Source organism: Bradyrhizobium sp. LA2.1 (genome assembly GCF_040547725.1).
Classification (GTDB): Bacteria; Pseudomonadota; Alphaproteobacteria; order Rhizobiales; family Xanthobacteraceae; genus Bradyrhizobium; species Bradyrhizobium barranii.
This window is the reverse complement of sequence record NZ_JBEPQI010000007.1, coordinates 233209-250074: the sequence shown is the minus strand read 5'-3', so window position 1 is coordinate 250074 and position 16866 is coordinate 233209. Positions and strand designations below refer to the sequence as shown.

General features: G+C 62.2%; 23 protein-coding genes and 1 tRNA gene. 13 read left to right on the top strand and 11 right to left on the bottom strand.

The features are described 5' to 3' along the window. Positions 1-7: 7 nt before the first annotated feature. A complete protein-coding gene (locus tag ABIB95_RS16075) occupies positions 8-394 on the bottom strand; it encodes a VOC family protein (protein WP_085405489.1) in 387 nt (128 codons plus the stop codon). Between the two features lie 181 nt (positions 395-575). Here ABIB95_RS16075 and ABIB95_RS16070 point away from each other — a divergent pair, with 181 nt between their 5' ends. From ABIB95_RS16070 to ABIB95_RS16055, 4 genes are all read left to right on the top strand, one after another. Continuing rightward, positions 576-1148: a hypothetical protein gene (locus ABIB95_RS16070; RefSeq protein WP_354240711.1), complete on the top strand. Its 573-nt coding sequence runs from the start codon at positions 576-578 to the stop codon at positions 1146-1148. Positions 1149-1309: 161 nt separating this feature from the next. Continuing rightward, positions 1310-1843, top strand: a complete 534-nt coding sequence (locus ABIB95_RS16065; protein WP_354240524.1) for a hypothetical protein — start codon at positions 1310-1312, stop codon at positions 1841-1843. A gap of 151 nt (positions 1844-1994) precedes the next feature. After that, a tRNA-Arg gene (locus ABIB95_RS16060) sits at positions 1995-2071 on the top strand. A 253-nt stretch (positions 2072-2324) separates the two neighbouring features. Next, a complete protein-coding gene (locus ABIB95_RS16055) occupies positions 2325-2555 on the top strand; it encodes a hypothetical protein (RefSeq protein ID WP_354240522.1) in 231 nt (76 codons plus the stop codon). A 51-nt stretch (positions 2556-2606) separates the two neighbouring features. Here the strand turns inward: ABIB95_RS16055 and ABIB95_RS16050 are convergent, their stop codons facing one another. Next, a complete protein-coding gene (locus ABIB95_RS16050; protein WP_354240520.1) occupies positions 2607-2816 on the bottom strand; it encodes a hypothetical protein in 210 nt (69 codons plus the stop codon). 488 nt (positions 2817-3304) lie between these two features. Between ABIB95_RS16050 and ABIB95_RS16045 the strand changes: the two genes are divergently transcribed. The 3 genes from ABIB95_RS16045 to ABIB95_RS16035 all read left to right on the top strand — a co-directional run bounded on the left by ABIB95_RS16045 (position 3305) and on the right by ABIB95_RS16035 (position 4995). Then, a complete protein-coding gene (locus tag ABIB95_RS16045) occupies positions 3305-3577 on the top strand; it encodes a hypothetical protein (RefSeq protein ID WP_063982644.1) in 273 nt (90 codons plus the stop codon). 281 nt (positions 3578-3858) lie between these two features. Continuing rightward, positions 3859-4119: a DUF3551 domain-containing protein gene (locus tag ABIB95_RS16040; RefSeq protein ID WP_071911927.1), complete on the top strand. Its 261-nt coding sequence runs from the start codon at positions 3859-3861 to the stop codon at positions 4117-4119. 228 nt (positions 4120-4347) lie between these two features. Then, a complete protein-coding gene (locus tag ABIB95_RS16035; protein WP_354240518.1) occupies positions 4348-4995 on the top strand; it encodes an MltR family transcriptional regulator in 648 nt (215 codons plus the stop codon). 143 nt (positions 4996-5138) lie between these two features. Here ABIB95_RS16035 and ABIB95_RS16030 read toward each other — a convergent pair whose 3' ends face one another. The 5 genes from ABIB95_RS16030 to ABIB95_RS16010 all read right to left on the bottom strand — a co-directional run bounded on the left by ABIB95_RS16030 (position 5139) and on the right by ABIB95_RS16010 (position 7757). Next, on the bottom strand, positions 5139-5420 hold the full coding sequence (locus ABIB95_RS16030) for a hypothetical protein (RefSeq protein WP_354240516.1): 282 nt from the start codon (positions 5418-5420) through the stop codon (positions 5139-5141). 260 nt (positions 5421-5680) lie between these two features. Beyond that, positions 5681-5833 (bottom strand): hypothetical protein, encoded by a 153-nt coding sequence (locus ABIB95_RS16025; protein WP_354240514.1) that lies wholly within the window; start codon positions 5831-5833, stop codon positions 5681-5683. A 188-nt stretch (positions 5834-6021) separates the two neighbouring features. Next, positions 6022-6987 (bottom strand): AraC family transcriptional regulator, encoded by a 966-nt coding sequence (locus tag ABIB95_RS16020; RefSeq protein WP_166342249.1) that lies wholly within the window; start codon positions 6985-6987, stop codon positions 6022-6024. A 146-nt stretch (positions 6988-7133) separates the two neighbouring features. Further along, complete coding sequence (locus tag ABIB95_RS16015; RefSeq protein ID WP_224517799.1) at positions 7134-7337, bottom strand: hypothetical protein; 204 nt, start codon at positions 7335-7337, stop codon at positions 7134-7136. Positions 7338-7478: 141 nt separating this feature from the next. After that, positions 7479-7757, bottom strand: a complete 279-nt coding sequence (locus tag ABIB95_RS16010; RefSeq protein ID WP_354240511.1) for a hypothetical protein — start codon at positions 7755-7757, stop codon at positions 7479-7481. 313 nt (positions 7758-8070) lie between these two features. On the opposite strand from ABIB95_RS16010, the gene ABIB95_RS16005 reads away from it, so the two are divergent. Then, entirely contained in the window at positions 8071-8532 is a 462-nt protein-coding gene (locus tag ABIB95_RS16005; RefSeq protein WP_354240509.1) for a host attachment protein, read from the top strand. 30 nt (positions 8533-8562) lie between these two features. Here the strand turns inward: ABIB95_RS16005 and ABIB95_RS16000 are convergent, their stop codons facing one another. Next, the gene (locus ABIB95_RS16000) at positions 8563-8826 is read right to left on the bottom strand and encodes a hypothetical protein (protein WP_028153618.1); all 264 of its coding nucleotides are present in this window, start codon (positions 8824-8826) and stop codon (positions 8563-8565) included. 291 nt (positions 8827-9117) lie between these two features. Between ABIB95_RS16000 and ABIB95_RS15995 the strand changes: the two genes are divergently transcribed. The 3 genes from ABIB95_RS15995 (at position 9118) to ABIB95_RS15985 (ending at position 11379) form a co-directional block, all read left to right on the top strand. Then, the gene (locus tag ABIB95_RS15995; protein WP_063982650.1) at positions 9118-9564 is read left to right on the top strand and encodes a hypothetical protein; all 447 of its coding nucleotides are present in this window, start codon (positions 9118-9120) and stop codon (positions 9562-9564) included. A 98-nt stretch (positions 9565-9662) separates the two neighbouring features. Further along, positions 9663-10535 (top strand): DMT family transporter, encoded by an 873-nt coding sequence (locus ABIB95_RS15990; protein WP_354240507.1) that lies wholly within the window; start codon positions 9663-9665, stop codon positions 10533-10535. Between the two features lie 97 nt (positions 10536-10632). Beyond that, positions 10633-11379 (top strand): hypothetical protein, encoded by a 747-nt coding sequence (locus ABIB95_RS15985; RefSeq protein WP_063982651.1) that lies wholly within the window; start codon positions 10633-10635, stop codon positions 11377-11379. A gap of 56 nt (positions 11380-11435) precedes the next feature. Here the strand turns inward: ABIB95_RS15985 and ABIB95_RS15980 are convergent, their stop codons facing one another. Together ABIB95_RS15980 and ABIB95_RS15975 are read right to left on the bottom strand one after the other, a co-directional pair. Next, positions 11436-11756 (bottom strand): histone, encoded by a 321-nt coding sequence (locus tag ABIB95_RS15980; protein ID WP_354240505.1) that lies wholly within the window; start codon positions 11754-11756, stop codon positions 11436-11438. 66 nt (positions 11757-11822) lie between these two features. Beyond that, the gene (locus ABIB95_RS15975; protein WP_354240709.1) at positions 11823-13214 is read right to left on the bottom strand and encodes a cryptochrome/photolyase family protein; all 1392 of its coding nucleotides are present in this window, start codon (positions 13212-13214) and stop codon (positions 11823-11825) included. A 169-nt stretch (positions 13215-13383) separates the two neighbouring features. Between ABIB95_RS15975 and ABIB95_RS15970 the strand changes: the two genes are divergently transcribed. After that, complete coding sequence (locus ABIB95_RS15970; RefSeq protein WP_354124195.1) at positions 13384-15114, top strand: methyl-accepting chemotaxis protein; 1731 nt, start codon at positions 13384-13386, stop codon at positions 15112-15114. A 138-nt stretch (positions 15115-15252) separates the two neighbouring features. Here ABIB95_RS15970 and ABIB95_RS15965 read toward each other — a convergent pair whose 3' ends face one another. Beyond that, positions 15253-15912, bottom strand: coding sequence for a peroxiredoxin (locus ABIB95_RS15965; RefSeq protein ID WP_014494579.1), 660 nt, complete (start codon positions 15910-15912; stop codon positions 15253-15255). A 381-nt stretch (positions 15913-16293) separates the two neighbouring features. Between ABIB95_RS15965 and ABIB95_RS15960 the strand changes: the two genes are divergently transcribed. Next, on the top strand, positions 16294-16866 hold the full coding sequence (locus ABIB95_RS15960) for a hypothetical protein (RefSeq protein ID WP_028154483.1): 573 nt from the start codon (positions 16294-16296) through the stop codon (positions 16864-16866).

The window sequence follows — 16866 nt, the reverse complement described above, 5'->3', positions numbered from 1 at the left end:
CGCCGCGTTAGGTGTATTTCTTGTCGCGCTCGAGCAGCTCGATGGAGATGCCTTCCGGGCCGCGGATGAAGCAGATGCGCACGCCGGGCCGGATCGTGGTCGGCTCGCGCGTGAAGGTGACGCCCTTGGCCTTGATCTCGGCCGCGACGGCGTCGATGTCCTTCACGGTGAGACCGAGATGGTCGAGGCCCTGATGCGGGTGCGGCGGCGGCGGGTTGACGGCGTTGTCGCCCTCGAGCGATGCGATGAAGATCTTTGCGCCGCCGAGATTCACGTCGATCCGTCCCGGTGCGCGCACGATCTCGCCGCCGAGGATGTCCCGCAGCCAAGCCGCTGTGGCCTCCGGATCGGGACTGCGTAGATGGACGTGATCCCAAGTGACGACGACTGGCATTTCATGTTCTCCCAACGGGGTCTTCGATGTTGCAGCGCATGTTAGCGGCCCCGGCTGGTGATCGCCACCGTCCTTACCGACTCGGCATGAGCGCGGGAACCTTAGTTCGTCTCCCGGATTAAGGTAAGCAGTGGCCGAGTCCGTCGTTGAACGAGCCCAGGCCGCGGTCGGTGATACAGCCATGAACGCCAGGTTTGATCGGATCGGGTGGGGACGTTTCGCCGGGAGCGGCGAGCGCCTGGCGCGAGCCGTGACGATCGCGAGCGTCTCGTTCGGGCGAAGCCTGCTCTGGCCACTGGCGGCGATCATCGTCGGCTGCGGGGTGTGGATGCTGCTGCCGCTCTCCAGGGGCAACAGCACCGAGCCGGTGAAGTCTGACGTGGCAACGGTCGAACCGGCACCTCCGGGCAGTACGGCGGCGGCGGTCTCGCCGATTGTCGAAGCTCAGGCTCCACCTGCGGCAGAACTCGATCGCCTCAAAATCTCATCGCAGACCTGGCGCCGTGGCGGGCTCGGCTCGAAGGCGCTGGTGACGTTCACGCTGCGAAACGACAATGACTATGCCGTTAAGGATCTGGAGATCGTCTGCGCGTTCACGCGGCGCGATGGCAGTCATCTCACCGACCGTAGCCGCGTGCTTGCCGACACGGTAACGATGAAGAGCCGCAAGACCTTTGCCCGTATTGCTGTCGGCTTCATCAACGTTAATGCCGATCAGGCGAAGTGTTCGCTGGTCGCAGCACAGCGCGCGTAACGCCCGGAGTTCCCGGTAGCGGAAAAGTTACTGTCGGCAGGCCTTGGCCGAAAAACTTGGCGTTGCCATTTGAACCAAGGGCCGGGTGCAGGAACCAATTAGAGTATCGCCTGTTTAAGGCGAAGAGCCCACGCGGGGATGCGGGGGGCGGAGCGTGGCCGATGCCCATTTTCAGGTACTTCGTTTTCGTCGGTGGAGCGTTGCTCGCACTGTTGTTCGCGGCGGATTACGTTCTGCCGTCGCAACCGGTCGCGCGGGCCATTGTCACCGCAAGCAACGATCAGCCCTTGATCCGGATCCGGTCGGATCGCCATTTGCCTGAGCGTGTCGTGCTCGACACCAGCCAGCCGACGATTGCCGCACCCGTAGTGAAGACCGCTGCGGTCGTTGCGCCTCAGCCGCCGGTGCAGGAGGCTGCTTCGCCGGAGCTGGCCGAGATGTCGGCCAAGGCGCGGGTGCGCGAGACCTTCGCCCAGTTTACACCGGCCCCGAAGGCCAACGCCGCTGCGGCCAGGAAGACCGAGGCCAAGCCGCAAGTTCAGGCGCAGGCTCAGCTTCCTCAGGGGCAGACGCCTCAGATCCAGGCTCAGCCCAAGCGCAAGGTCGCCAGGGCGCATCCGGTTCCACAGCAGGGCCGGTCGATGATGCTGGTCGCGCAGCAGCCCCATTTCGGTCTCTTCAACACGACCTGGTAAGGGCGCCTCCGACCGTCTCGAAACGAGACGGAGAGGGCTTTTTATTGGTCAATCTCTCTGCTAATTCGAACCGATCCGAACGCCGTCCGGTGCGCTGGCTTGCCAGCAGCGGTCAGGCGCTTCTCGGTTGCGGCCCCATACCCGGGCCGGGGCGCTCGTAGCTCAGCTGGATAGAGCATCGGATTTCGATTCCGAGGGTCGGAGGTTCGAATCCTTCCGAGCGCGCCAGTAAAATCAATGACTTAGGTTGAAAGAGCGGCTTTCGGCCGTGTTGCGGGCTGTAACTGCAAAAACCCTTTGATTTCAATGCTTCCCGTTCTGTGCCGCGCAGTCCCCGCAACACGAGCGCAACATGGCGATTCTCGCTTCGTTCGCAGGGGGCGGTGTGGATAACCTGCACAACGTTCGAGGCTTGTCGCATCGAACTGCGCACGTGGCAGGATGAGCGCTCCCATTGATTCGAGCGCACCGAGGAACACGCATGAGCCGTTACGTCGCAATCTTCGAAACCAACGGCAAGAACAGCACGTTCGTGGTGGATGGCAAGGTGGCCGTGGAAGAGCTTTTCAAGCTCATAAATGAACGGCAGTTCGTTAGCGGCATAGAGGCGATTTCCCTCCATGTAGACCAGTCGCAGGAGGAGCCCTTCATTGAGCGCGTTTCGAGGCTTTCCCAGGCAGGAGATATCCAAGAGGGCATCCAGTCAGCGTGAACCGGCGGGCCTTTCAACTGCGGTGTGAGCGCGGGACCGAAGCCTCGCGCCTCAGCCCCCCTTGCGCAGTCCCTGCTCAATCACTTTCAAACGTTTTCGGAGAGCGCGATCTAGGGCGCTGGCTTCTCTTGGCGCAATTCTACCGGTGGTAATATCGGACAGCATCCTGCCCTGAAACGTCGCGATCTGGTCTAACGTCATCTGCTCGATTTGAGCAATCCGCGCCTCAACATCGGAATTTGCTTCCGCCCTGTTGCGCATGTGCTTGCTCCCCTGATGAGTCGCGATTTTGATTTTGGATCCCGGCGGCGCCGAAGCAAATGCTCGCAGCGCCGGAATTGTGGATAAGCTACCGCTTCAACCGGTGGGGTGCGCCGCCGGCCGCGGCCGTGTCTTTTCCTGTGCGGTTCGCCTTTCCACACCCACGATAAGCAGTAGCTCGCGCGCGTTCCGAAATACTAGGAATCGATAATTTGACTCCGCCTTGCGCCGCATTTCGATGGCGAGATGCGGCCTCAAAAGATCACCTTTGGCGAGATGCGCGAGATGGGTGTGCGCGGCGTCCTCATCTATTGCGCCGACTATCGTTGCAGCCACCACGTTGCTCTAAGCGCGGATCGATGGTCTGACGAGGTGCGGCTCTCGGATATTGAGACGAAATTCGTCTGCCGGACGTGCGGCAGAAGAGGCGCCGATGTCCGACCACACTTCGATTGGAATAGGCCGACCGTGCCAGCTATGGGGTACCGATGAAACTTGCCACCGAACGATCCTTCGCCAACCCAGAAGTCGCGGCCCGCAAGCTGATAGAACTCGCGACGACTATTGAAGCTGTCCAGGACGGCCGCATCCACATCGAGAAGGTCAACGCGCCCTTCCTTTACACGCTAAAAGCCAGTGGCTCGGAGTTTGGGGCCGGCATCAAGTATGCGGTTGAATGTGGCTGGCTCGAGCTGCACGAGAGCGGGACCTATGTCCGGCTGATCGGCACCAGCGCAAAAGCGGCCCCAGCAAAAGACTAAGTTGCCGGGGCCGTTTGGAGGCTACCTTGGCGGTAATGGGGTTGCCAGGTGGTCATGAGCATAGGAAAAACCGGCAATCAGTTCTGTCCGCTTTTGTACAAAGCGGTAGTTCCAGATCGGGAACGGAACCGATCGCAATGAAGTTTAGAAGGGACGGCCCGCCAGCGTGACCAGCGGGCTGGTAGCGATCGTCAGGCGCAGTCGCGACCTCCGCGGGGTACGATCGAAGTACTGGCTCGTGGAGCTTCGCGCGCGTTCTCAATGTCCGAAAGGAGGTTCCAATGCGTACTCCGGCCTTGGCGATTTTGGCAATCGGGATGGCATCAACAGAGCCGGCGGCAGCTCAGACGTATAATCCGGCCTATCCGGTTTGCCTGCACGTTTACCGCGCGGGGGCCAACTATTACGATTGCAGCTACACATCGCTGCCTCAGTGCAATGCTTCGGCATCGGGCCGCGCCGCAGAGTGCGCCATAAATCCATACTTCGCGGGCGTGGAAAACCCCGCAGCTTATCGGCGGCACGGCCGCCGCGCCTACTAGGGCAGTTGCGAGAGACGCCCAGCCCGCCAGCGTGAACCGGCGGGCTCACTATGCTCATGCGGACCGGGTTAATCGCGTCTCCGCCGATCAATCTTGCTGTGGCCGAGGAAGAACAAACCGGCCAGCATGCCAATAGCGGCGGATAGTGCTTCCAACACTGACCGGCTCGCTATTTTATGAAACCATAAAAGGGTAGTTCTCCGAGTTCTCTTTGGTCATGGGGTGGTCATGTCAACTTGGACGTTAGAAGGCGAAAAAGAGGGAGAGATTATCTCCGCCCTCCTGAATGAAACCGACCGAGCGGCGGCTATCATTGCTGGGACTATCGTTGAAGATAGGCTTTCAAGAAAGCTGAAGGCAAATCTAAGAAACGATGACACCAAGCTTGTAACGGCTGCCGTTACAGAGATGTTTAGATCCAGCGGGCCACTCGGTGTTTTCGCCAATAAGATCCGGCTCGGTTACCTAATGCGACTGTACGGCTCGACCGCCTACAAGGACCTGGTTGCCATCAAAGATATCCGCAACTTGTTTGCGCACAAGATGGACATTCTTTCATTCAAAACCAACGAGATCGCAAACCTCTGCCAAAATCTAAAGATCGTTGAGAGTTACTTCCTGTTAGACACCGACAAATCCCGCCTGTTCAATTGGCCCCAAATTACGAACGGGACCTTTTCAAAAGAAGATTGGGATACGCTTACCCTTCACAACAGCAGCATTATGGGGACCGTTTACACTAAGGACAGACAGGCCGTTCTTGGCGACAACCGCGAGCGATTTCTGAGCAGTTGCGGAATCTTCATGTCCCATCTCTCGTTTAACGGCGAGAAGGTTCCTCTTTTCTTCGGGGACGAACAGCCTCCATCGACCTGAAGATGTTCGCGACAATCGCCTCATTCGCGCGCGAATGATCTTCATGCCACGCCAACTCGAATAATCCCGCCTCGATCATGGCAGGGGTTACTTCTATTTCAGGCGCGCCAGATTCCGGCGGCGAAACAACCATTCGCAGCATGTCAGCGCCTTTCCAGCCTAGAAACCTCAACCGACTTCCCACCGCCCTTGGTCGTCACCGAGCACACCACGAGCGTCGCAAATTCCGGCTCGCCGTCCGGGCCTGCCGCCACCTCGATGCGATCAAGGCGCCGCACTGAGTTGGTCGCTGCCTGATTGAAATAGCCCGGCACGAGAACGTCCTCGAGCGAGTGAGAGGTTTTGTAAAGAAAGACGTTCCACGTTGCCTGGATCGCCAGCGAAAGGCCGTAAATGTCCATGGTGGGGACTTTCATGTCACTCATACGGTCCTCCCTCCGTGGCCAACCGCCGGCCCGGTGCCGTGGATCATTTCCTGGAGCTGCTGAATGCAGGATTGAACAGCCCGGTCCCGGTAGCCCTCGCTGCCCGGCGGGGTCAAAAGCAACACGGTCGTTCTAAGTCGTTATGATTGCTGGCGTCGTTACGGATTTCGATTCCGAGGGTCGGAGGTTCGAATCCTTCCGAGCGCGCCACTTGCAAAGCCGGAGCCTCGAGGCCCGGCCGGCTCAATCTTCGGGTCCCCTTACTTGCCCTGGATCTTCAGTCCATTGGGGCCGACATTGATCTGCAGGCCGTCGGGCTGTTTCTTCGCCTGGTAGAGGTTGTAGCCGAGCACGGCTGCCGTGACGACCAGAGCGTCGATGATCAGAAACAGGACGTTGCGGTTGATGGACATTCTCTTCCCTGAACCACTTGATTGACGGCGAGAAAAACCCCGCGCGTAGGGCGCGCGGGGTTTCTCAGCGCGCCCCCGGGGCTGGCTGGCGGCGCACTGCTCGGACCTGACAACGTCGTTCGAGGGAACCTGTTCCATAGCCGCCCGACGCGTGGTCAAGGCGAGCCATCGGCGTCGCGCCTGTGATGTCAGCTTGCGGAACGGCAGGTGTGCCGGGCCCGTGCCAGCGTGTCGGAGGGCGCCTCGTGGAAGGTCGCGCGGTAGGCCGCGGCAAACTCGCCGAGGTGATGAAATCCCTGGGCGCGTGCGCACGTGGCGACCGTCGCGCCGCCGCCCTTCAGGAGCCGCGAGCGTGTGGCCCACAGCCGCTTCAGGCGGATGTATTGATGCAGGCTCATGCCGCGCACCTTGCTCACGGCGCCGCCGAGCGTTCGGACCGAAACGCCCAACTCGCCGGCGAGATTGGCCGTATAGATCGGAGCGGTCGGATAGGCCGAGACGTAATCGTCGATCTGTTGCACGAGCCTGGCTGATCGCGCGCCTGCATTCGGGGCGGTGCGATCAGACAACGGGTCGATTTGAAACAGGTCGTCGAAGGCGAGCAGCAGACCCTCCTGGAGATGCGCGGCGACCTCTGTGGTTTCGAACATGTGCGGCTCTACGGACGCGGTCCGCAGGATGTCGAGAACAAGCTGACGCGCGTAGAGATGCGCCACGGGGTCCGCGATGCGAACCCACAATGCATCGGCGCGATCGAACCAGCCGCGATCCCTGAGCGCGGGGGAGAACATGATCAGCGCGTGGTAATTGGTCTGATGCTCGACGAAATGACAATGATGATTGCCGCGCAAGGCGATGAAAAAGCGCGAGTCGAGTTCGATCCCACTCGAGCTGGCGCGCAGATCGTCGGTCATCGGCAGGATCACCATGCCGCCCGGTGCGCGATAGGCGGTATCGAGAATCCGCGCAAACGACCTCGCCACGATGAGCCGGCACCCCGGCAGGTTCACGATCGCACGCGCCGCAGCGAAGTTGGCGACGTCGAGCGGAATGCTGCGGGCGTCTTCCATCGACTCGGCCGGTCGAAACGCGTCGACATCGGAAAACCGGATCAACTGGAGGGCGGAGGAGGGGGCGAGAGCGTCGAAGAACATGCTTCTGGCCGAATGCTGAAATGTGACAATTAAATAAAATTCGATACATCGCAATCAATGGCGAAACAGGATGATTCAGTAAACCGGATTCCGGGCCGTAGTATTGCGGACATCATGCCACGCGGCGCGGCAGTTCGATGTCACCGTCAACGGTCCCGGTTCATCGGTTGGCCTGAGGCGAGGTCGATGAAATGGAGGCGCGTGCAGGCGGGACATGCGAAGGACTCGAAGCTCCGCCCCTCGAGCCGCCGCCCCTCAAGCCTCCGCTCGTCAGGCCTTGGTTGCCTCTCGAGATGCGTCTGCACATTCATGCCCGTCTGGGGGCACCGGAAAACAATGAAATCCGCCATCGACGTAGAATGACGGCACAGCGAATTTCATCTTTGATCTAGATCAGTTTTGGAATCGCTCCACGCAAGCCGCGAGCACGCGAATGGACACAACGCGCGATCTCGCAAAAGCGAAGGGGCCCGAGAGGGCCCCTTTGGAAATCACCAGCGGCGATAGCGTGGTCCGTAATAGCGAGGCCCATAGGCGCGTGGCCCATACCCATAATATCGGGGCCCGTAATACGGCCGGGGGCCGTAATACCCATCATAGTTCGGGCGCCAGAAACAGCGTCCCCAGGCGTCGCAGACCATGCGGACCTGCTCGACGTCGGAGACCTGCGGCGTCGCAGGTGCGGGCGCGATGGGCATGGCGGACGCCGCCGGCGATGCCATGATGGCACCGAACAGGGATGCGGCGACGAAGCCAGTCTTGAGATTCATGATGTCTTCCTTTGCTTACGCAATGCAGGATATCGAAGTTGTTCTGATCAAATTGTGGCGGAACCGAAATGTAATGCTGATGAACAAATCTTCAGCAAGCTCGCCGCAGGGCTGACCTTTCGCTTCGCAAGACTATCCCAGGTTCGCGCGCGTGCCCAATGCTGCGCTTGCACTGGCGCTACCTGGCAGGACATTGCATTCATCCTTGATCCTGCGCAATTCGCCCGCACGACTTCATCCCTAGTCTTGCTGCTGTGGCCAGCGTTTCGAGGAATTCGAAGAGCAGGCTCGCGAGATTGCCTGGAGCTGTGCAATGGACAAGATGAGACTAGACAAGGGTGACTGGCTGATCGTGTGCGACGGGCGCAAGGCGCTCATTCTGGAAAACCTCGGCGACGAGATGTTTCCGAACCTCCACACCCGGGAGGTGCACGAGCAGCCCAATCCCTCGACCAGTGCGCAAGGGACCGATGCGCCGGGCCGGCTGAACGCCGCCGTCGGCGGCGCGCGCAGCTCGGTCGAGCAGACCGATTGGCACGATGAGGCGGAGCGTGCCTTCCTGCGGAGCCTGGCCGGCCGGCTCGATGCCGCCGTCAGCGCGGGCGAGACCTCGGCCCTGACCATGGTGGCCTCACCACGCGCGCTCGGGATAATCCGCGCCGACTATTCGGACATCGTGCGCAAGGCGCTTCAAGGCGGGGTCGGCAAGGACCTCGTCAAGCTGCCGGTCTACGAGATCGAGAAGCAATTGCTGCTGTCGGGCACCGCCAAATAGCGGCACCCGCAGAGGATACGCCAGAGCCCCTCAGAAGCAGGGGTGCCGGCGGCCGTCCTGGCCGATATAGGTGGCCGAGCTTTGGTAGCAGCGGTTGTTCGACGGGCCGTCGTAGAAGGCGAAGGTGCCGGGGGTGATGCCGGGCCCGTAATTGTGCAGATAGCTGATCGGGTAGGGCAGCGGGTTGGTGTAGTGGCGGTGGTACCGGTGGTGTCCCCGCGCCTCCGCGAGGCTGGGGGCGAGGATTGCGGCCGACAGGGCAGCAACCGCGGCTACAAGCTTCAACGTGCTCATCTCGATTCTCCGGAACCCGCGCGAATAGGTCAGGTGTTTATAGCCATTTCGGGCCGCCGGAACACCCGTCCGGCGCACGGAAATCGGGGCCAATCCCGCCGATTCCTGGGTGGGTGTGACAGAATTGCCCGGAGCAGGGTCGAAGGCTGCCCATTTTTGGCCTTTTCGGGATGCTTAACGAATTCCCCACACAAGTATGGCCAAAGAGAATTCGCTTAAGAATCCTGTCGCCGGCCCTTTGGGGGTCCTTCGAGGCCGGTTCATTCCTGAAGGCTTTCGCCGTCACGCACCATGCGCATCACGCTTTTGAGCCTGCTGTTGCTCTCCGTCGCCGCCGCCACGCCGGCGCGCGCTGAGCTGCACATCACCCGTGACCACGGCGGCTACGTCGAGGAGTACAAGGCCAAGTACAAGCGCGTCCGCGAGAAGGGTGAGCGCGTCATCATCGACGGCATCTGCAACTCGGCCTGCACCCTGGTGCTCGGCATGGTGCCGATGAACAAGATCTGCGTGACGCCGCGCGCCAGCCTCGGCTTCCATCAGGCCTATTACGACAAGGCCTTCACCTTCGGCATCAAGGTCACCAGCGCGGAGGGGACATCCGACCTGATGTCCTACTACCCCAACACGGTGAAGGACTGGATCCGCCGCAATGGCGGGCTCACCACCGACATGAAGAAGATCAAGAACGGTGTCGAGCTCTGGAAGATCATCGACCCCTGTCCGGAAGAATGGTGAGCGGCTGAGCTGCGCGCCCGCTGTCCGTCGCAGCGCAGCATCGCTCGTTTGGAAATTCGCGTTGCCGCATAGGCCCCGGTCGGGCAATGAGGGCGGCAATGAACCATAATCAAGAAGCCCTGACCGCCCGCGCCGCACCGATCCTGTTCGTCGTGCTCTGGAGCACCGGATTCATCGGCACCAAATACATCATCAACAACGCCGATCCCTTGACCTATCTCGCCATTCGCATGGCGATCGTGGTCGGCCTGATGGCGATCATCGCAGCGATTGCGCGACCGAAATGGCCGGACCGTGTCGACGTCGCGCATAGCGCCGTTGCCGGCATTCTCGTCCACGGCTTCTATCTCGGCGGCACGGCGATTGCGATCGCGCATTCGATCCCGGCCGGACTCTCGGCGTTGATTCCGGGCCTTCAGCCGATCCTGACCTCGACCATCGCCAATCGCTGGCTCGGCGAACGCGTGACGCCGGTGCAATGGGCGGGGCTGGTGCTTGGCCTCGGCGGTGTAGCGCTGATCCTGCACGGCCGTCCGATGACCGGCGAGGCGGGGCTCGGCTGGCTCGCCTCGGTGGTGTCGCTGATCAGCATCACACTCGGCACGCTCTATCAGCGCTGCTACTGCAACCACATCGACTGGCGCGCCGGCAATCTCGTCCAATATATCGCCGTCACCGTCTTCTTCACGGTCGGCGCCTTCCTGTTCGAGGACCGCGTGGTGCACTGGACGCGGGAGTTCGTGCTCGCGCTTGCCTGGCTCGCCGTGGCGCTCTCGATCGGATCGATCGGGCTGTTGTACTGGCTGATCCGCCACGCGGCGGCGACCTCGGTTGCGAGCCTGTTCTACCTGGTGCCCGCCGTCACGGCGCTGATGGCCTATCTGCTGTTCGGGGAGAAGCTCGATGCGCTGGCGATTGCCGGCATGGCGATGTGCGCGGCGGCGGTGTTCGTCGTCAACCGGCGTTTCTAGGCAGGCAGGCCAGTACGTCGGAATACATCCCTGACGTGCGGCGCGCGCTCGTGCTAGGCTGGACTGATTTCAGCTTCCCTTTGGCAAGGTGATTTCCATGAAAAAAGCACGGCGTGCACTGCTCGGCAGGTCCTTGAGGCCGGTCCGGATTGCCTGCATCAACTACGCCGAGGAGATGATGAGCGAGCGGATGATGGGGAGGCTCACGGCGGCGCTGCAGAAATGCTACGACGAGCATTTCCTGCCGGTCTGGGGCTATCCCATCGATCTCGACGTCACCCGCAACCCGAAGCCGACGGACTGGCAGCTGCTCTATTTTGACGACGCCACCCACAAGAACTTCCTCGGGCGGCACGAGCTGACGCACCGCGGCCAGCCGATCTCAAAGATCTTTCTGAAGGCACTCGGCGAGGACGATCCGGTCAGCCTGGCGGCCTCGCACGAACTGTTCGAGATGGTGCTCGATCCCATGGCCAATCTGTGGGCCGACAAGACTCGGCACACCCAATATGCCTACGAGGTCTGCGACGCCGTGGAAGAGGAGTCTTTTCTCGTCAACGGCTTTCCGATGTCGAACTTCGTCTATCCGTCCTGGTTCGAACCGTTCGAGCATCCCCGCGGCACCAAGTTCGACCATATGGGGTCGCTCAAGGCGCCGTTCTCGATGACGGAAGGCGGCTATGTCATCAAGAAGGTCAACGGCCGGAAGGTGATCAAGCAGTTCGGCTCATCCGAGAAGCGGAGGCGCTTCGCCAAGGAGGACCGGCGCGGCCATCGCAGCGAATTTCGTGATCCGCAAGGCGAGCATCACCCGGGCCGGCGCGCAGCCAAGCGGCGAGGGTAGGGGCGGGAGAAGTCTCCGGGCGCGCCCGTACCCGGAGACCTGCTCGAGCGCTGCGATCAGCGCTTGGCCTTCCTTTTCGACTTGGCCGCCTTCTTCGCGGACTTCCTGGTGGCCTTCTTTGCAGCCTTCTTGGCCGCTTTCTTCGACGACTTCTTTGCAGCCTTCTTCGAAGCTTTCTTCGAAGCTTTCTTCGCAGATTTCTTGGATGCCTTCTTGGCTTTCTTCTTGGAAGCCTTCTTCGGCGCTACTTTCTTCGCGACCTTCTTGGCGGCTTTCCTGACCTTCTTGACGGCGGTGACTGCGGCTTCGCTGGTTGCTTCCACGGCGGTGGTGATCGTGTCCAGCGCCTGTTCGGTGATCGGCTTCTCGTCGTCCATATCGTCCCCCACGGTTTGTATGGAGCGATGACGATAGCGGGTTTCAAAATCGAGTCAAAGCAGCGCTCAACCTTTGCGGATCTTTGCGTAGCCGGCGAGCGCGCGCTCGCGCCCCTTCGCGTGATCGACGATCGGCTGCGGATAGGTCTTGCCGAGCGTGACGCCCGCGCTCGCAAGCTCGATCGGTGATGCCTGCCAGGGCTGGTGGATCAGCTTGGCCGGCACGTCTTTCAGCTCGGGCACCCAGCGCCGGACATAGGCTCCATCAGGATCGAACTTCTCGCCCTGGAGAGTTGGATTGAACACGCGGAAATAGGGTGCGGCGTCGGCGCCGCAGCCGGCGACCCATTGCCAGTTGGCGGGATTGCTGCCGGCATCCGCATCGACCAGCGTGTCCCAGAACCAGCTCTCGCCGTCGCGCCAATCGATCAGGAGATGCTTGACCAGGAAGGACGCCACCACCATCCGCACCCGGTTGTGCATCACGCCGGTGTGCCAGAGCTCGCGCAGGCCGGCATCGACGATGGGATAGCCGGTGCGTCCGCGGTGCCAGGCGGCGAGCGCTTTCTTGTCTCCCTTCCAGGGAAAGCCATCGAAATTCGTTTGCAGGTTTTCGGTGGCAAGGCTCGGGTGATCGTGGAGGAGGTGGCGGCAGAATTCGCGCCAGCCGAGCTCGCTCAGGAACTTTTCGACGCCGGGCCCGATCGCGGGATTCTCCGCTGCTGCAAAGCGCGCGGCGTGCCAGACTTGGCGCGGGCTGAGCTCGCCGAACCTCAGATGAGGCGACAGGCTTGAAGTCCCCTCGCGATCCGGACGGTCGCGATCGCCGACATAGATGTGCGCGGCGTGCTTGAGGAAGTCGCGGAGGCGTACGCGGGCCGAGGCTTCTCCCGGCGTCCAGGTCTGGCGCAGGCCGCCAGCCCAGTCGGGCTTTGTCGGCTCGAGCGTCCAGCTCTCCAGCGCGTCGCTGGCGAGCTGCGGCGCAGGGCGTAGCTCCCGCGGTGCGGGCAGAGGCTTGGGCGGATCGCCCAGCGACAGCACCCGCCGCCAGAACGGCGTGAAGACGCGAAGGCCGCGGCCCTCCTTGTTGCGGATCGCCGAGGGTGACACCAGCAAGTCGCCAGGGAAGCTCTGCGAGTCCACGCCGAGCTTTGCCAGCGCCGCTTCGAGCTGTTTCTCGACGGACTGATGTGGCGCCTGCGCGACCCCGTTCCAGTAGACCATTGCGGCTCCGCTCTCCCGCGCCACCTCGGGGATCACCTTGGCCGCCGGCCCCTTGCGCAGGATCAGCGATCCGCCGCGCGTGGCGATCTCGGCGCCGAGCGCCCGCAGCGACTGTGCCAGCCACCAGCGCGTCGCACCGCCCGGCGGCCGTCCGGCCATCTCATCCATCACATAGAGGCAGATCACTGGCGCGCCTGTCTTCGCGGCGGCATGGAGGGCGGGATGGTCGGACAGGCGGAGGTCATCGCGGAACCAGACGATGACAGGCGGCGCGCTTGGCGTGGTCAGGGCGGGCCTCGTTTACAATTTGGCAAGCATGCCGCGTGCGGCGGTGTGAACCGTCGTTAATTCGGTCGTAAGCCGATTGCATGAATATGCAAGAATTCCGGGGGTAGTTCCATTCATGTCCAACCGTGCGACGGCAAAGTTCTTGCCGCAATTCAAGCTGGGTACCAAGGCCGTCCTGTGCGCCGTGCTGCTGATCGCCGTGAACACGGCGCTCGTGGTCGGCGCCGGATACTGGTCGCTCACCTCCGCCTTCAACGATCGTGCGCTGCGCGACATCGAGGTCAATTTGCGCACGCTGGCCCTGGCTTTTGCCGAGGTCGTTCCCGACGCGAAGATCACGATGCGGGATGGCGGGGTGGCGCGCGCCGAGATTCCCAAAATGCCGGAGTTCAGGGATCACGCCATCGTCGATCGTGCGGTGTCCTATGTCGGCGGCAACGCGACCCTGTTCGTGTTCGATGATGCGAGCGGGCAGTTCGTCCGCCGCTCGACCAACGTGAAGAAGGAGAACGGCGACCGCGCTGTCGGGACCCAGCTTGCCGCCGATCATCCCGGGCAGGCCGTCCTGCGCCGCGGCGAGGCGTACAAGGGCCCGGCCACGCTGTTCGGCAAAACCTTCATGACCGCCTATTTCCCGGTCGCGGATGCCACCGGCAAGGTCGTCGGCATTCTCTATGTCGGCATCCCCATGGCGCAGTTCGAGAGCATGCTGACGCAGGCCATCGAGAGCATGGCGATTGCGGCCGGTATTGCGGCGTTGCTGGTGCTGGTCCTCACCTTGCTGGTCGTCCGCCGTATCACCAAGCCGCTCACCTCGGTCACGCGCTCGCTGACGGCGCTCGCCGAAGGCAAGAGCGACGTCGAGATCGATTGCGAGGATCGCGCCGACGAGATCGGCGAGATCGCCCGCACGGTCGCGGTGTTCAAGAGCAACTCGCTGGAGCGGGCGCGCCTGCGCAGCGAGCAGACCGCGGCCACGGCTGCCGCGGCGGAGCAGCGCAAGGCGGAGCTGCGCAATTTCGTCGAGCAATTCCGCGGCAGCGTCGGCGGCATCCTCGACAAGGTGCTGAGCTCCTCCGGTGAGTTCGAGCGGGTGGCGCGGCAACTCACCGACACCGCACGCTCCACCGCCGACCTGTCGGCGCAGTCGGCCGGCGCATCCGAGAACGCCTCCGAGCACGTGCGCACGGCGGCCTCGGCCTCCGACGAACTGTCTCAGTCGATCTCCGAGATCACCCGCCGGGTTCAGGAATCGAACGAGATCTCCGCCGAGGCGGTACGGCAGGCCGAAGCCACCGACCAGCGCATGGCGCAGCTCTCGGAGGCGGGGGCGCGCATCGGCGACGTCGTCAAGCTGATCACCTCGATCGCCGAGCAGACCAATCTTCTGGCACTGAACGCCACCATCGAGGCGGCGCGCGCCGGGGACGCCGGTCGCGGCTTCGCGGTGGTGGCCCAGGAGGTCAAGACGCTCGCCGGCCAGACCGCCAAGGCGACGGACGAGATCTCGAACCAGATCGCCAGCATGCAGCTTGCCACGGAGGAATCGGTCACCGCCATCAAGGCGATCGGCCAGACCATCGAGCGCATCAGCGGCATCGCGGGCTCGATCTCGGCCGCGGTCGAGCAGCAGAGAAGCGCCACCCACAACATCGCGGCCAGCGTTCGCGCTGCGGCCTCGGGCACCGCCGATGTCGCGGTCAATGTCCGTCACGCCGCCAAGGGCGCGAGCGAGACGGGAGAGACCTCGAGCCGGATGTTCGCCTCTGCCCAGGCGCTGTCAGGCGAGAGCCTGCATCTGAAGGCCGAGGTCGACAGCTTCCTCGACCGCGTGCACGCGGCCTAATCCAACTCGGTCATTTCCGGGGCGGTCCGAAGGACCGAACCCTGGTGCGCATTGCGCACCAGGGAATCTCTAGATCCCGGGTTCTGACGCATCACCCTGGGATGACTTTTTGCGGTCGCTATCCGCGATCGCCAAAAGTCACTTAGGCTGCGGCACGATGCGGATGTAGGGCTTCGGTTCCTTCCAGCCCTGCGGATAGATCGTCTTCGCCTCGTCGTTGGAAACCGAGCCGGCGATGATGACGTCCTCGCCCTGCGTCCAGTCGGCCGGCGTGGCGACACGATGCTTGGCGGTGAGCTGAAGCGAGTCGATGACGCGCAGGATCTCCTGAAAATTCCGGCCTGTCGTCATCGGATAGACCAGCACCAGCTTGATCTTCTTGTCCGGCCCGATGATGAAGACGTTGCGGACGGTCTGGTTGTCGGCCGGCGTGCGGGTGAGGGGATCGCCCGAGGTCGAGGCCGGCAGCATCTCGTAGAGTTTCGAGACGTTGAAGTCGGTGTCGCCGATCATCGGGTAGTTGGGGGCGGCGCCTTGGGTCTCCTTGATGTCCTCCGACCATTTGGAATGGCGGTCGACCGGATCGACCGAGAGGCCCATCAGCTTGACGCCACGCTTGTCGAATTCCGGCTTCAGCTTGGCAAGCGCGCCGAGCTCGGTCGTACAAACCGGCGTGAAGTCCTTGGGGTGGGAGAACAGGAGAGCCCAGCTATTGCCGATCCAGTCGTGGAACTTGATCTTCCCTTCGGTGGTCTCGGCTTCGAAGTCGGGCGCGGTGGTGCCGATCGGGAGTGTCATGGTTCTACCTCATCTCATTGAATTTACTTGGTAATTTATCTTCGGCCGTCGCGGCCAGTATAGGGTCTTCGCGCCCCTAAGTGAACCGCTTCAAGTAAAATGTGAATTTCTTCTCTGAAGGGCCGATTTCCTAGCACCTTTCTGTTACAGCCGCGCCTGCGACGAAACATCTCGACCGGAGCCGTACGGTCTCGATTGCCCCCATAAAGCCTTTTATGACCCGCATCACGCTCGCCCCGACGCCTCCGGAACCGAAATGGTCCTCGTAGCGACTAATCGGCAACCATTGAGAAAAGTCGCGATCCCCATATCGAATCATTAACCACCCCTTTACGCCCGCATGAAAATGCTGGTCGATCAGAAGAAATCTGGAAGTGAACTATGTCTGCCGCTGCGCATAAGTCTGTTGAGTCGCCGTCCCTCGAACCGTCCTGCCGCGATACCGCGGCTCATGCATTGACCGTCGTGCGCGACGGCGTGATCACGGGCGAAGGCCCGACCACCAAGGGCCGGGTCCACTTTTCCCGCTCGCTCGATGCCGATGACACCGCCTGGTGCGCGCGCATCCTGACCGCCACGGCCGTCAACGACCAGCCGGTCAGCCGCGCCGAAGCCGAGGCGCTGTTCGAGATCAATGAAGCCGCAACCGAGCGCACCGATGGCGGCCGGTTCGACGACCTGCTCGCCAAGGCCGTTGCCCATTACGCCGCGAGCGCCTCGGGCCTGAAGGTGCCGCCGCGCAGCGTCGCGCTGTCGGCAGAGTCCGAGATCGAGAGCTGGGCGCCGTCCTACGCCGCCAAGGTCAACAGCGAGATGCTGGAGTGGATCGCCGGACAGATGCGCGGCAAGCGCCAGAACAACCGTCGCCTGATGGCGATGGTGGCGACCTTCCTGGGCGCCACTGCGCTGCCTTTGGCGGGCCAATTGCCGAACGTGTTCGACATCGGCATGTAA